The organism is Microbacterium sp. B35-30 (genome assembly GCF_010634855.1).
Lineage (GTDB): Bacteria > Actinomycetota > Actinomycetes > Actinomycetales > Microbacteriaceae > Microbacterium.
In genome coordinates this window covers 1-13,228 of sequence record NZ_MWLQ01000047.1, presented here as the reverse complement: position 1 = coordinate 13,228, position 13,228 = coordinate 1, and the positions used below count along the sequence as shown (strand labels likewise).

The window sequence follows — 13,228 nt, the reverse complement described above, 5'->3', positions numbered from 1 at the left end:
CCCCGCACGCATAGGCCGAAGGTCCCGTCCTCGCGGGCGTCCGGTCAGCCCTGGTGGTGCTTGCGCTCAGCACCGTACACGGCGGCTTGAGTGCGGCGTTCCATCCCTAGCTTGGCAAGCAGTCCACTCACGTAGTTCTTCACCGTCTTCTCCGCCAGGCCGAGGCGTTCACCGATCTCGCGATTCGTGAGTCCTTCTGCGATCAGTGAGAGGATCTGGTTCTCTCGGAGCGACAGGGCGGGGCGCGGGGATTCGCGAGCGGTCTGCGACTCCGGGTGCAGGGCCTTCGCGGCATGCAGCAGGACATCCGTTGCCTGGACGGTCGCTCCGCTGGCGGCCCGGCGGATGGCCTCGACCAGGAACCGACTTCGAACGTCCTTCAGCACGTAGCCGCTCGCGCCGGCGAGCACGGCGGAACGGAGTGCTTCGTCGTCGTCGTATGCGGTCAAGATGAGGCAGAACACGTCCGGGTTCGCAGAACGGATGTCGCGGCACAAGTCGATACCGCTCCCGTCGGGAAGACGCGCATCCAGCACCGCGACATCCGGCCGCGTGGCCGCAATCCTGCGCATGGCCTCGTGTACCGTCGCGGCTTCGCCGACGACGTCCAGATCGACCTCGGCATCGACCAGTTGAGCTATCCCGCGCCGCACGATCTCGTGGTCGTCGACGAGGAACACGCGGATCATGCGCGCTCCGCATGAGCGGGACCAACCGGGACGCTCCACTCGATCCGAGTGCCGCGCTCCGCGCGGGAGGCGACCCGGCAATAGCCCGTTCGCAGCGACGCGCGTTCGGCGACGTTGGCGAGTCCGCTTCGCGGCGCGGAGTCGGAGATCCCCTGTCCGTCGTCGGCCACAACCAGCGTCACGTCCTCCCCGGCGATCGCCACTTCGATCTCGAGGGTCTGCGCCTGGGCATGCTTGAAGACGTTCGTGAGCAGTTCTCTGAGCACCGCCACCAAGTCATCTGCGAGCTCAGCGGAGACAAGGCTGTCGAGCGGGCCCGCGAACGAGATCCGCGGCTGGGACGTCCACGTTGCCGCGACTTCCGCCACGACGTCCAGGAGCCGGTCTCGCACTCGTTTCGATCCACGCCGTTCGCCGCTGCTGAGAGCGAAGATGACCGTGCGGATGTCCCGGATGGCCGCATCGATCGCGTCGATCTGGGCGTCGATGTCAGAGGAGCTCTCGGGGTCGACGGTGGCCGAGACAGCTTGGAGCGCAAGTCCGGCGCCGAACAGGCGCTGGATGACATGGTCATGCAGGTCGCGTGCGATGCGCTCTCGGTCTTGCGCAGTAGTCAGCCGCTGGCGGTCTTCGCGTGCGCGCACCACTTCGAGGGCGATGCTGGCTTGAGCGGCGAATGCGAATGCCATATCCACGTCTGCGTCGGTGAACGCCTCTCCGCCTTTCGGTCGTGAGACGCTCAGCACGCCGAGCGGTTCGTCGTTCGCGAACAGAGGGATCGCCAACGTCGGTCCGACCTGTGGCCACCAGTCCAGCGTGGTCCATTGTGACCGGCCGTCGCTGCTCACTGCGCGCCGGGTGGCGAGGACGCGAGCAGAGAGCGTCCCGGCCGCTGGGTATGCGCGGCCGCGGAGCTGATCCGAGTCGGAGCCGTAGACGGTCGTCAAGGCCAGCTCGCCATCGCCGCGCGGGACCGCGACCGCTACGCGGTCAGCGTCGATCAGCGCCGCGACGCGTTCCGCGATGACGTCGAGCACGTTCTCGCCGCTGACATCCAACATGGCAGCCATCACCTCCGCGATGGTGGCGTTCCAGTTCTCTCGGGTGCGGGCGACGTCGTACAGGCGGGCGTTCTCGATGGCGATGCCGGCGGTGGCCGCAAGCGCGACGATGAGTTCTTCATCCTCTGCGCTGAAAGATCCGTTCTCGCTCTCCGTCAGGTAGAGATTGCCGTAGACCTGCTCGCCGACCCGCAAGGGTACGCCGAGGAACGACTCCATCTCAGGATGCTGGGCGGGGAACCCCGCAGAACGCGGGTCTTCGTGCAGATGGTCCAGTCGGATCGGCTCGCGGTCAGCGATGACGGCACCCAGAACACCGCGCCCCGACGGGAGAGGACCGATGCGCTCCACCGTCGGCGTGTCGATTCCGACATGGATGAAGCGCTCGAGGCCGCCCTCTGCGCTGATCACCCCCAACGCACCGTACCGCGCACCGACGAGGCTCATGCCGGCCTCCACGAGACGGCGAAGCACGACCTCGAGATCGAGCCTCTCTACGACAGAGGTCGTCGCCCGCAGCAGGTCCCGGAGTCGGTCTTGCGAGCGCTTGGCATCAGCCCCGGCTCCCCGATCACCGCCCCGGTGGGCTGTTGATGCCGCGTCCTCGGTCATAGCCGGCTCCCGTCGACGCGATTCTAGCGAGGCCGCACGCGCGTCGGTGGGCCGCTGTCACCGCTTTGGGTGGGGGCAGGGCGTTGCGGAGCAGCTTCGCGCGGCAGGGTCAGCCGCCCGGTCCGACGGGATCGATGGGCGCTCCGTCGCCGTTCTCGGGCAGGTCGCCACGCTCGACCGGCTCAGGGGAGACCTCCGGAAGGTCGGAGAAGAGGAGTTGGAGTTCGGCATCCGACGGCACGTGCACCGCCTTCGCGGCTGCCAGAAGCTCTTCGGGCGAGGCGTCGCTCATCCCCGTGACTCGGATCAACGCGCCGTCCCGGACCGCGATGTACTCGTGGACGCTGCCGCTCGATCGGTGCCAGACGCCTTCCTCATCGGTGCACGTCACCGCTTCGTCCGGCGCATCCCACAGCGGCGTCTCGGCGCAGGACGCCGCCGTCAGTTCACCTCGGTCCGTTCGAATGGTCAGCATGGCCCCGGTGGTCTCCTTGACCCAGGTGGCCGACATCCCGTCAGCGGCACCCGGCCCGACGGACTGCGGCGCCAGGTCGTAGCCGTCCACCCGGGTGGTGTACACGAGTTCGGGCGCGATCCCGACGACGCTGGCGCGCTCGGCGATCGAGCTCGGATCGGCTGCATCCGTTGCAGGCGCCTCCGATGCGCATCCACCGAGCGCAAGGACGAGGAGGACGACGACGCTCACGCTCACCGTGGCCCCTGCGCGGAGTCGACGTATCCCAGGCATGAAAGCATCCTTCCGCACACTCGGGCTGCCGCACCACGACACGGCCCTGTTCTCTTCCGGTCGTCACATCCGCGGGTTTCGTCCGGTCTTGTCTTGCGTGGGTGGCCGACTGACAACGGCCGGGACCGACTCGCACCTCGACATCGGAAGGACCTGTGATGACTGACCATGGCGAACCGGGCGACGGGCGCCGACACGGCCGCGATCGTGAGGAGCGCATGATGGCGGATGCCGACTCCAACGCCTCCGCGTTCAACAGTGCTGTGGGCACAGAGCTCTTCGTGCTCCAATCTGTCGCGAGCTCGACGATCAGTGAGGCCGGGACGCGCAGCACGATCTACTTGTCGACACTGTCCAGTGGGCTCGTGGCGATCGGGTTCGCGGGCGGATCGCCGGCGTTGCTGGCCAGTCTCGCCTTCACTGTCTTCCCGACGATCTTCATGCTGGGGTGGTTCACCGTCGTGCGGCTGGTCGACACCAGCGTCGAGAACATCACCGTGCGCCGGCGCATGGAGCGGATCAGGGAACATTTCGTCGGTTTGCATCCCTCGGGGCCGGATCTGATCTCGCTCGACAGCCCGCGCACCGGCGAGTTGGGTGTGCGTTACTCCCGCTCCTCGTTTCTCTTCACCATGGCGAGCATGGTCGGAGCCGTGAACGCCGTCCTCGGGGGAGCGCTCGTAGCCCTCCTTCTGATCTTCGCAAGGGAGGTGGAGCCTCTTCCGGCCCAGATCGCGGGGGTGGCCGTCGGGTTGCTGCTCCTCGCGGCGACGCTGACTTACGAACGCCGCCGCATCCGGGTAGCGTCCGCGGGGTGACTGGGGAGGGAGATCCGGGCACTCGCGCACCCGGCCATCGCACGGGCGTGCGAGCGAGAACCGGTGTCAGCGGACCTGATCGGTGGGGCGGATGAGGATCTGATTCACCGCGACATGGTCGGGCTGGCTCAGGGCGTAGACGACCGCCTGCGCGATATCCTCCGGCACCAGCGTCCGCATGGACTGTCCGATCTCCGCCGCGGTTGCCCGCATGGCCGGATCCGTGATGTGGCTGGTGAGCTCGGTGGCGACGAACCCGGGTTCGATCAGGATGACGCGCACCCCGCGGGCGGTCACCTCTTGACGCAGCGCCTCGGAGAATGCCGAGATGCCGAACTTGGTCGCCGAGTACACGCCGCTCCCGAGCGAGGCGATGCGTCCGGAGGTCGAAGACACCTGGACGATCGCCCCCCGCGTTTCGATCAGATGAGGCAGTGCCGCGTGGACCGCATACATGGAACCCAGGAGATTGGTCTCGACCATCTGGACCCACTCGCGCGTATCCGCACCCAGGATCATCCCGCTCTGCATGAGCCCCGCATTGTTCACGAGGGCGTCGAGACGCCCGAACCTCTCGACGGTCGCGGCGATCGCCCGTTGGACCGACCCGGAGTCGGTGACGTCCAGTTCCAGTGGGAACAGCTCACCGGGCGCTTCGTCGGCGAGAGTCCGCAGCCGGTCTCGTCGGCGCGCACCTGCGGCGACCTTCGCTCCGCCGCGTGCAAGCGCCAGGGCGGTGGCGCGTCCGATTCCTGAAGATGCGCCGGTCACGAGCACGACCCGATCGTCGAGGCTGTCGCTCATCTGTTCCTCCGATACCCGTATGTCGGGGACCCGCGGGATGGGGGTTCAGGGGAGCCGCGATCTTCGGGATCTCCTGGCCTTCCGCGTGTCCAGGGCGCACGGTTGTGCACCCGCAGCTATGACAAGGGAGGAGCAGCAGTTGTGACGGATGCAGCGTGCTGTCCGGGAAGCCGTCGAGCTGCGCCTGCCGTCAGGCTCGGGCGATCGCGACGTGATGCGGCTGCTGAGGGCTCATGGCCCAGGGTGACGCTCGTCGGCTGCCGGCGTCTTGGCGGCGTTCGCGACGATCGACTGGAGCACGTCGAGCGCGGCATCCGCCTTCTCCGGGGTGAACCCGAACGTGTCTGTGATGACCTGGTAGATCCGCGGTGCGTGGACCCTGAGCGCATCGCCCTCGGGTGTGAGTGCCACGGTGACGGATCGCTCGTCCTTCGGGTTACGGGTGCGGGTGACGAGCCCTTGCGTCTCCATGCGCTTTACGAGGGGGGTGATGGTCCCGTAGTCCGACCGCAGTCGTGAGACCAGCTCGCCGACCGGGAGGTCGCCGTGCTCCCAGAGCATCGCGAGGACCAGGTACTGCGGGTACGAGAGCCCGAGGGGTTCCAACAGCGGCCGATACACCGCGGTGACGGCGCGGAACGCGGCGTGCAGGTTGAAGCACACCATGTCGTCGAGCGCCACGACGGGGGCAGCGGAGGCTTCCTCGGTCACGCATCGACGCTACCACGTGCTCCAGTCAATAGCAGGCGAGGTAATTACAGATACACATCCGAGAGCTCCGCGCCCAGGGGTCCCTGCCGAGCCGCCTCTGCGGGCGCGATGGCGCCGAGTTTCGCAGGATTCATGACCCACATGATCTGACTGACGGCGCCAGCCTCGAGGGTGATCGTCAGCAGGGCGAAGACGCGTCCTTCGCGCGACAGGAGGGCGGCTTCTTGTCCGTTCGCTCTGACCGGCTGCAATGTGACATCGCCCCAGAACCACTTCGAGATCCCGAGGAGGAACCGGACGAGTTTGTCGCGGCTGCGGATCGGGCGGCGGGCGGTGCGGTGGACGGCGCCCCCGCCATCGGTGTAGCTCACCGCATCGGTCGCGAGCATGCGCTCGAGGACGGCGGTATCGCCGCTGCGGGCTGCATCGAGGAACGCCTGGAAGAAGAGGCGCTGGGCTTCCAGGCTCACCCCGCGCCGGGCGTCGCCGGCGAGATGCTTGCGGGCTCGGCTGACGAGCTGGCGCGCGGCAGCCTCGGTCGTCTCGACGACCTCCGCGATGCGGGCGTACGGGTATACGAATGCTTCGCGCAGGACGTAGGCCGCCCGCTCGGTCGGTGTGAGCCGCTCCATGAGGAGCAATGTCGCCAACGCCAGGGCTTCGGCCCGCTCGGCGCCGAGCGTGGGGTCGCTGCTGGTGTCCACGGGGGTTGGAAGCCACGGCCCGATGTAGGTCTCGCGGCGCGTGTGCGCGCTGGTGAGCACGTTGATGGCAAGGCGGGTCGTGGTCGTTGCCAGGAACGCGGCCGGCTCTCGGACAGCGCCGCGATCACAGAGCTGCCACCGCACCCAGGTCTCCTGGAGGACGTCTTCAGCGTCAGCCGCGTTGCCGAGGATGCGGTACGCGATGCCGAACAGCATCCGTCTCGACCGCGTGTAGGCCTCCACGTCCGGGTCGTCATCAGCCAGTGCAGTGCGTGGGTCGATGGTCACTTCTCGCTCCATTCCTCAGCTCGCGAGAATGAAGATACCTTGTGTGCTAGTAAATAGGAAGCGTTAACATCTGGTCCGGGTAAATAGGACCAGATCTCATCTTCTTCGACGTCGGTGTCACAACGGCGGGCGATCCGCGGTCTTCTTTGCAGGCTCGGCACGAACTGGTCGAGCTTTCGCACCGCCCACCCGTCACCAGACAGAAGGAACCGACATGTTCGACCACACTCTGCAGCCGGAGGCCCAGGCGTTCGCCGACCTCACCTCGGCCCCACCGTTCCTCGCCGATCTCGGCGTCGAAGGTGCGCGCAAACTCCTCGACGATGTGCAGGCCGCACCCGTCGACAAACCCGACATCGAGGAGGAGTGGCTCACCGTGCCGGCGGCCGTCGGCGACGTCCGGGTTCGCATCGCGAAGCCGATCGGTGCGAGCGGCCCGCTCCCGGCCGTGCTCTTCGTCCACGGGGGAGGCTGGGTCCTCGGCAACGCGGGCACCCACGACCGGCTCGTTCGCGAGATCGCGACGGGCGCGGACGCTGCGGTGGTGTTCGTCGAGTACGACCGGTCGCCCGAGGCGCGGCATCCCGTCGCCATCGAGCAGGCCTACGCCGTCGCGCAGTGGATCACGCGGGAAGGTGCCGCGAAGGGGCTGGATGCCGCCCGCCTCGCCATCGCCGGAGATTCCGTCGGCGGCAACATGGCGGCCGTCGTCGCGATCCTCGCCAAGCGGCGCGGGGATGTCACGTTCATCCACCAGTCGCTGTACTACCCCGTCACCGATTCCGGCATGGACACCGGCAGCTACCGCGAGTTCGCCGAAGGCTTCCACCTGCGCGCCGACGCGATGGCCTGGTTCTGGGACTGCTACCTTCCCGACGCCGAGGCGCGCAAGGACGTCACCGCCTCACCACTGCAGGGTTCGGTCGACGACCTCGCCGGACTGCCCGAGACCTTCCTCATCGTGGACGAGAACGACGTCCTCCGCGATGAGGGCGAAGCGTACGGACGGAAGCTCATCGAGGCAGGGGTGCGCACCACCCTTGTCCGCTACGACGCCACCATCCACGACTTCATGATGCTCAACCCGCTGCGCCCGTCGGCGGCAACCACCGCCGCGGTGGAGCAGGCCGTCTTCATCCTGCGCAAGGCCTTCGATCCCGAGCGGGCCGTCCTCACCCCGGCCAAGGCCACCGCTCTCGCCTGATCCAGCCACACCGACAACACACGAGAAGGAAGCAGATCATGTCAAACCAGAAGCCCACCATCGTCCTCGTTCACGGCGCCTTCGCCGAGTCCGCGTCCTGGAACGGCGTCATCGCCCGCCTGCAGGAGCACGGAGTCCGCGCGATCGCGGCGGCCAACCCGCTGCGCAGCCTCTCGAGCGACGCCGCGTACGTCCGCGATGTCATCGCCTCGGTGGACGGGCCTGTCGTCCTCGTCGGCCACTCCTACGCCGGGATGATCATCACGCAGGCCGCCGCGGACAGCAGCAACGTCGTCGGCCTCGTGTACGTCAACGCCTTCGTGCCCGAGACCGGGCAGAGCGCGTTCGACCTCTCCACGAGCGCGCCCGGGAGCACCCTCGGCGACGCTCTCGCGGCGTACCCCGTCGCGACCGGTGGCAACGAGTTCGTGATCCGTCCGGAGCTGTTCCACGACCAGTTCGCGGCGGATGTCCCTGAGGATGTCACCGACATCATGGCGGCGACGCAGCGTCCGGTGACCCAGGCCGCGCTTTCGGAAGGGCTCGCCACCGACCGGCCGGCGTGGAAAGACATCCCGTCCTGGCATGTGTTCGGCGATCAGGACCGCAACATCCCGGTCGCCGTCCTGCGCGCCGGCGCAGCGCGGGCCTCATCCCGCGGCACCACCGAGATCGCCGGGGCTTCGCACGCGACATCGGTTTCGAACCCCGAAGCCGTGGCCGCGACCATCGCCGAAGCCGGCAAGGCCTACGTCGCCGCATCGGAGGAGGCCGCAGCATAGGCCCACAGGGTCTGCTGATGCCCCGGAGCCCGGTCCGGTCCCGGGGCGTCAGCACCCATCTACGGCATCCGTGCGCGCAGGTGCCCAGTCGTGCCGGGGTCTACGACACCTGGGTCCAATGACGCACGACGTCGTCGCGTTCGACCAGGAACCGGTCGTCCTCGGGGTAGTAGACGGCGGTGTCGATGTCGGCGCCGGCGAAGCGTGTGATGGCCTCCAAGCTCCCCCAGCGCGAGACCGTCAGGATCTCGGTCGTGCCGTCGCCGAGGTCGCGCGTCAGCATCCACGCGTCGAGGTTGCCGGGCGTCTCGCGGTATTCCGCCATGCCGGTGCGCTCGATGTAGGCGACGTACTCGTCGACATCCTCGCTCCGCACAGTGCCGCGCCACATCCGGAAGATGCTCCCCTGCCCTGTCATGCCGCCATTGTGCGCGGAACCCGGATGCCGCGCACCTGGGTGATCCGACAGATGCCACGCGATTCCCGCCAGCGCCGGGCGGACTTCCGCGCCGCGCTGACGATCGCTAGCGGTATTTCCGCAGCAGCTCGAGGTCGTGAATGTCCGCGGCGCGAAGCTCGTACCCCTCCCGAAAGCGCAGCTGCTGGGCGACGGCGAGGCAGGGAATCACGGAGCCGTCGATCGTGCCTATGGCGAATCCGTCCGAGGCGTAGTGGAAGCTGTCGCCACCCAGGCCCGCCTGCTCTCCGCTGCCGTCTTCGGCGAATGCCACGGGATGCACGTCGACGGCTTGACCGTCGGGGGCCGTGAGTTCCAGCCGGGAAGGCGCCCAGTCCGTGGTCACGACGAAACACCGCTCGCCGAGCAGTTCGAGGAGCCTGCGCAGGTCCCGCGTGTCCACCGCCACGTCCATGTCGCCGTGTGCTCGCGTCTGACGCCCCACGATCGCGTCCACGGCCCAGCCGCCGGCCAGCCACACTCTCAGTTCCGCGGCCGCGAACACGCGAAACAGATCGACGACCTGGCTGCTCTCCACGGCTCTACCTTCGCTCACCATCCGCCCCTGCGTGTCGGCGCTGTTCGCATGCCGGCTGCAGCGGTCACCGGATTATGGTCGGCCCCAGGTGCAGCTGCATATCCACAGGCCCCGCCTTCGGTCGGTGGCCGGTTCGCGCGGCGTGCAACGATGTCCTGGTTCGGGTGGGGCGGAGAGCGCGATGCTCGTCGGGGGCACCGCAACGGTTAAAGCGGATCGGTGGAAGCGCGGAATTGACATGACCTTCCTTCGCTGGCTGGTTCCGACGCCCTATCCCTACGTCTCGCTGGGCATCCCCCTGATCGTGTTGGTGATGGGGTACGGGTGGCTGAACGTCGTCGTTGCGCTGACCATGAGCCTCGGCATCTTCCTCTCTGCGGGTTGGGTCGACTATCGCCGGCACGCGCGCGGGAATCCGTCGCCGTCCGGCACGAGCGCCTCGCCCGCCCACGTCGTGGATGCGCTGCACATCGCGGACCCGCTCACACCCGGCGGCCCGCGCTTCGCAGAGTTCGATCGCCGCATCCCCACGCGCGCGGAAGCGGATCGGATCCTCTCCGAGGGGCTCGGGCTCGCGTTGCGGCGTGTGCCCCGTGAGCACAGTGAGCTGGAGTTCCTCCAGTGGTTCCCGCACCTCCGCGGGCTCTGGATATACGGTCCCGTGCACGCCGCCCGCATCGGCGACCTGACCGCCTTGTCCCACCTTTCGCTGATCGCGGCAGGCGGCGACGACATCGACTTGTCGAAGCTGAGAGGCCTGACGTTCTATGAGGGCGAATTGCGGGGGCGTGAGTCGGTGACAGCGCTGCCCGCCGTGCGAGAGCTGTATCTCGGAGAGGTCGACGCGGGCCGTCTGGAGCGCGTGCCTCCTGAGCTCAAGAGCCTCGCACTCCACGGTGCCACCGGCCTCACCGCCCTCGACGTGGTCGGCGCAGCCCCGGGTCTGCGTGAGCTCGACGTGCAGGGCCCGCGACACCTCGACATCGCTGCTCTCTCAGACCTCAAGCACCTGCGGAACGTGAGCTTGGCCGACATCGGCCGGCTGACGGGGTGTGCGGCACTCTCGTCTCTCGCAGCTCTCCGTGAGCTCCGCCTTGACAACGTGGAGGACGTCGACGATCCCGGTGCGCTCCGCTCCCTTCGCGGCGTCGAGGTCGTCATGACGGGCCTCGGACCCCGTGTCTAGCGTTCGTTCGGTCGGAGCGGTCGTTTGAGGCGCCGCCTGGGTAGGTTCCTCTCGTCGAGCGCCGGTCTCATAGCTGTCGTCTGTGTGGTGATCTGCGCCGTCCAGCCGTTCGAATGGTGGCAGCGGTTGATCCTCGCGGTCGTGATCACGCCCGTGGTCGTCCTGAGCACGAGTCGATTCTTCGGCGTCGAGCAGCTGTGGGAATGGAAGTGCTCCCGCAGGGAGCGGGGCGATGACGCGTGAGCTCTGACAGGCTCTCGGTCAACCCCACACCCGATACGTGAGATCCATGCCCGGGCGGTAGGCGAAGTGCGAGACGGACGGCGCATCGATCGCGTGCAGGTGCGCCCGGTAGCCGGGGATGATCGCGCCGATGCTGTCTGACCGGCGCAGCGCCGCGGCGCCGCCGGCGGTGGCCGCCCACACCGCCTCCTCCACGGTCAGACGCATCTGCAGCACGGCGGTGGCGACGCAGAACGCCATGGAGGTCGTGTTCGACGTGCCGGGGTTGCCGTTGCTCGCGAGCGCGATCGTCGCACCCGCATCCAGCAGCGCGCGTGCCGGGGGGAACGGTTCGCGGGTGCTGAGGTCGCACGCCGGCAGCAGGGTCGCGACGGTGCCCGACGATCCCAGCGCCTCGATGTCGCGCGCGCTGAGGTGGTTGCAATGATCGACGGATGCCGCATCCAGCTCCACCGCGAGCTGCACGCCGTCGCCCTCGCCCAGCTGATTTCCGTGCACGCGGAGCCCGAGCCCGGCGGCCCGACCGGCCTCCAGGACGACTCGTGACTGGTCGGGATCGAACGCGCCGCGCTCGCAGAAGACGTCGATCCACGTGCAATACGGCCGCACCGCGTCGAGCATCTCGCCGGCGACCAGCGCCACGTAGTCGTCGGCGTCCACGTCCGGCGGAACGACGTGCGCGCCCAGGAACGTCACGTCGGTGGTCACCTCGGCGGCGAGGCGCGCCAGCCGCGTCTCCGCGGCGACGCTGAGCCCGTACCCGGTCTTGATCTCCATCCACGTCGTGCCGCTTCGCCGCGCGACCGCTCGTCGCAGCGAGAGCTCGGTGCGGAGACGCTCGTCAGATGCCTCGGTCGTCGCGCGAACCGTGGTGCGGATGCCCCCCGCCTGGTACGCGTGGCCGGCCATCCGATGCTCGAACTCCTCCGACCGATCGCCGGCGAAGACGAGGTGGGTGTGCGAGTCGACCCAGCCCGGCAGCACGGCGCGTCCGCCGAGGTCGCTGCGCCGGTCGGCAGCGGGCGCATCCACCGCGTGCCCGACCCACGCGATCGTGCCGCCGTCGACGACGACCGCGGCATCCGTGATCCGGCCCAGCAGGCCGCCGCGCTCGGGGTCGTTCGTCGTCAGCTCGCTGATCCCGGTCACAAGCTCGCTGGTCATCTGTCCTCCTCGAACAACGTGTCCTCCTCGAACAACGTGGTGATGCACCGACGCAGGCGCTCGGCCACCGCGACCTCGTCGTGCACGACGACGCGGCCGCCCACGATCGTTTGCGTGACGTCCGCCGCCGTCGCCGTGAGAGGAAGTTGCTCGATCCTGCTGCCGGCGGTGCGGATCGAGACCGGATCGAGCTCGACGAGGTCGAGCGGTCCGCCGAGCCGGGCGGGCTCCGCGAGCCCGAGTGCGCCGTAGCCGCCGGCGGAGCCGATGCGCCACAGCCATTCGGGCGCGATGCGCCCGCGGCGGAGCGAGCGCAGCCGTTCGCCGGCTTCGAGACCTCTGAGCTCGAGCAGCGGGTCGACCACGGCGTTCTGATCGGACCCGACGGCGAGTGTCGCCCCGGCCTCCATCAATTCGACGGCAGGACCGATGCCGTCTCCGAGGTCGGCCTCGGTCGTCGGGCAGAACACCGCGTGAACCCCCGCCTGCCCGAGAAGACGGATGTCGCCCTCGGTCAGGTGGGTCGCATGCACGACCGAGAGCCGCCTCGAGAGCACGCCCTCCTCGGCGAGGAGCTCGGTGGGGGTGAGTCCGTAAGCGGCGACGCAGTCCTCGTTCTCGGCAGGCTGCTCCGACAGATGGATGTGCAGCGGCACGTCGTCGGGCAGTTCCCGGGCGACGTGGCCGAGCGCGTCGCGCGGAACACCCCGCACCGAGTGCAGCGCGGCGCCGAGCGTGACGAGCTCAGACCTGCCGTCGAGGGCCGCGCGCAGCGAGCGCCACCGGTCCAGCCACGCGCCCGCATCGGCGTCGCCGAAGCGCGCCTGCTCCGCGGCGAGCGGTCGACCGACGCCCCCCGCGAGATAGCAGGTGTCGAGCAGCACGAGACGGATACTCGCCTCGGCTGCGGCATCCGCCAGCGCGATCTCCATCGCATGGTCGTCATAGGGGGTGCCGTCCGGACGGTGATGGACGTAGTGGAACTCGCCGACGCTGGTCCACCCGACCGCGACCATCTCCGAGAACACCGCCGCCGCGAAGTCCCGGTACATCGTGGGGTCCAGCCGGGCGGCGGCGCGGTACATGAGCTCGCGCCACGTCCAGAACGATCCCGACTCGTGCGTGCGCCCCCGGAGCGCCCGGTGGAAGGCATGCGAGTGCGCGTTGGCGAAGCCGGGAACCGCGAAGTCGAGCACCGTCGCATCGGCGGGGGCCGCGG

Annotated in this window: 15 protein-coding genes; 5 read left to right on the top strand and 10 right to left on the bottom strand. The window is 68.6% G+C overall.

What is annotated here, in order from left to right:
* Positions 1–44 precede the first annotated feature (44 nt).
* The 3 genes from B2K11_RS18860 to B2K11_RS18850 all read right to left on the bottom strand — a co-directional run bounded on the left by B2K11_RS18860 (position 45) and on the right by B2K11_RS18850 (position 3,110).
* Complete coding sequence (locus B2K11_RS18860) at positions 45–689, bottom strand: response regulator transcription factor (protein ID WP_163620634.1); 645 nt, start codon at positions 687–689, stop codon at positions 45–47.
* On the bottom strand, positions 686–2,197 hold the full coding sequence (locus B2K11_RS18855; protein WP_163620633.1) for a GAF domain-containing protein: 1,512 nt from the start codon (positions 2,195–2,197) through the stop codon (positions 686–688). Before B2K11_RS18855 ends, B2K11_RS18860 begins: the two co-directional genes overlap by 4 nt.
* A gap of 274 nt (positions 2,198–2,471) precedes the next feature.
* The gene (locus B2K11_RS18850) at positions 2,472–3,110 is read right to left on the bottom strand and encodes a hypothetical protein (RefSeq protein WP_163620632.1); all 639 of its coding nucleotides are present in this window, start codon (positions 3,108–3,110) and stop codon (positions 2,472–2,474) included.
* A gap of 221 nt (positions 3,111–3,331) precedes the next feature.
* Here B2K11_RS18850 and B2K11_RS18845 point away from each other — a divergent pair, with 221 nt between their 5' ends.
* Complete coding sequence (locus B2K11_RS18845; protein WP_163620631.1) at positions 3,332–3,928, top strand: hypothetical protein; 597 nt, start codon at positions 3,332–3,334, stop codon at positions 3,926–3,928.
* A 66-nt stretch (positions 3,929–3,994) separates the two neighbouring features.
* Here B2K11_RS18845 and B2K11_RS18840 read toward each other — a convergent pair whose 3' ends face one another.
* The 3 genes from B2K11_RS18840 to sigJ form a co-directional block, all read right to left on the bottom strand.
* Positions 3,995–4,732, bottom strand: coding sequence for an SDR family NAD(P)-dependent oxidoreductase (locus tag B2K11_RS18840; RefSeq protein WP_163620630.1), 738 nt, complete (start codon positions 4,730–4,732; stop codon positions 3,995–3,997).
* 231 nt (positions 4,733–4,963) lie between these two features.
* Positions 4,964–5,443 carry a MarR family transcriptional regulator gene (locus B2K11_RS18835; protein WP_239526262.1) on the bottom strand — a complete coding sequence of 160 codons (480 nt, stop codon included), beginning with the start codon at positions 5,441–5,443 and terminating at the stop codon, positions 4,964–4,966.
* Between the two features lie 44 nt (positions 5,444–5,487).
* Entirely contained in the window at positions 5,488–6,435 is a 948-nt protein-coding gene (sigJ, locus tag B2K11_RS18830; protein WP_239526261.1) for an RNA polymerase sigma factor SigJ, read from the bottom strand.
* 214 nt (positions 6,436–6,649) lie between these two features.
* Between sigJ and B2K11_RS18825 the strand changes: the two genes are divergently transcribed.
* Together B2K11_RS18825 and B2K11_RS18820 are read left to right on the top strand one after the other, a co-directional pair.
* A complete protein-coding gene (locus B2K11_RS18825; protein ID WP_163620628.1) occupies positions 6,650–7,639 on the top strand; it encodes an alpha/beta hydrolase in 990 nt (329 codons plus the stop codon).
* A 38-nt stretch (positions 7,640–7,677) separates the two neighbouring features.
* A complete protein-coding gene (locus B2K11_RS18820; protein WP_163620627.1) occupies positions 7,678–8,421 on the top strand; it encodes an alpha/beta hydrolase in 744 nt (247 codons plus the stop codon).
* A 100-nt stretch (positions 8,422–8,521) separates the two neighbouring features.
* On the opposite strand, the gene B2K11_RS18815 is transcribed toward B2K11_RS18820, so the two are convergent.
* A complete protein-coding gene (locus B2K11_RS18815; RefSeq protein ID WP_204260193.1) occupies positions 8,522–8,839 on the bottom strand; it encodes a hypothetical protein in 318 nt (105 codons plus the stop codon).
* A 106-nt stretch (positions 8,840–8,945) separates the two neighbouring features.
* Positions 8,946–9,416, bottom strand: a complete 471-nt coding sequence (locus B2K11_RS18810) for an amino acid transporter (RefSeq protein WP_163620626.1) — start codon at positions 9,414–9,416, stop codon at positions 8,946–8,948.
* Between the two features lie 238 nt (positions 9,417–9,654).
* Here B2K11_RS18810 and B2K11_RS18805 point away from each other — a divergent pair, with 238 nt between their 5' ends.
* Positions 9,655–10,602, top strand: a complete 948-nt coding sequence (locus B2K11_RS18805) for a hypothetical protein (protein ID WP_163620625.1) — start codon at positions 9,655–9,657, stop codon at positions 10,600–10,602.
* A gap of 84 nt (positions 10,603–10,686) precedes the next feature.
* Positions 10,687–10,845, top strand: coding sequence for a hypothetical protein (locus B2K11_RS18800; RefSeq protein ID WP_163620624.1), 159 nt, complete (start codon positions 10,687–10,689; stop codon positions 10,843–10,845).
* 18 nt (positions 10,846–10,863) lie between these two features.
* Here the strand turns inward: B2K11_RS18800 and hutI are convergent, their stop codons facing one another.
* Together hutI and B2K11_RS18790 are read right to left on the bottom strand one after the other, a co-directional pair.
* Complete coding sequence (hutI, locus tag B2K11_RS18795) at positions 10,864–12,009, bottom strand: imidazolonepropionase (RefSeq protein ID WP_163620623.1); 1,146 nt, start codon at positions 12,007–12,009, stop codon at positions 10,864–10,866.
* Positions 12,006–13,228: formimidoylglutamate deiminase (locus B2K11_RS18790; protein ID WP_163620622.1), on the bottom strand; the 1,223-nt coding region annotated here is incomplete at its 5' end. The genes B2K11_RS18790 and hutI, both read right to left, overlap by 4 nt.

Bases quoted from the DNA above. Each gene is read 5' to 3' on its own strand.
- B2K11_RS18840 (WP_163620630.1), bottom strand. From the start codon at position 4,732: ATGAGCGACAGCCTCGACGATCGGGTCGTGCTCGTGACCGGCGCATCT.
- B2K11_RS18855 (WP_163620633.1), bottom strand. From the start codon at position 2,197: ATGAGCCTCGTCGGTGCGCGGTACGGTGCGTTGGGGGTGATCAGCGCA.
- B2K11_RS18815 (WP_204260193.1), bottom strand. From the start codon at position 8,839: ATGACAGGGCAGGGGAGCATCTTCCGGATGTGGCGCGGCACTGTGCGG.
- B2K11_RS18805 (WP_163620625.1), top strand. From the start codon at position 9,655: ATGACCTTCCTTCGCTGGCTGGTTCCGACGCCCTATCCCTACGTCTCG.
- B2K11_RS18850 (WP_163620632.1), bottom strand. From the start codon at position 3,110: ATGCCTGGGATACGTCGACTCCGCGCAGGGGCCACGGTGAGCGTGAGC.
- B2K11_RS18825 (WP_163620628.1), top strand. From the start codon at position 6,650: ATGTTCGACCACACTCTGCAGCCGGAGGCCCAGGCGTTCGCCGACCTC.
- B2K11_RS18860 (WP_163620634.1), bottom strand. From the start codon at position 689: ATGATCCGCGTGTTCCTCGTCGACGACCACGAGATCGTGCGGCGCGGG.
- hutI (WP_163620623.1), bottom strand. From the start codon at position 12,009: ATGACCAGCGAGCTTGTGACCGGGATCAGCGAGCTGACGACGAACGAC.
- B2K11_RS18820 (WP_163620627.1), top strand. From the start codon at position 7,678: ATGTCAAACCAGAAGCCCACCATCGTCCTCGTTCACGGCGCCTTCGCC.
- B2K11_RS18845 (WP_163620631.1), top strand. From the start codon at position 3,332: ATGGCGGATGCCGACTCCAACGCCTCCGCGTTCAACAGTGCTGTGGGC.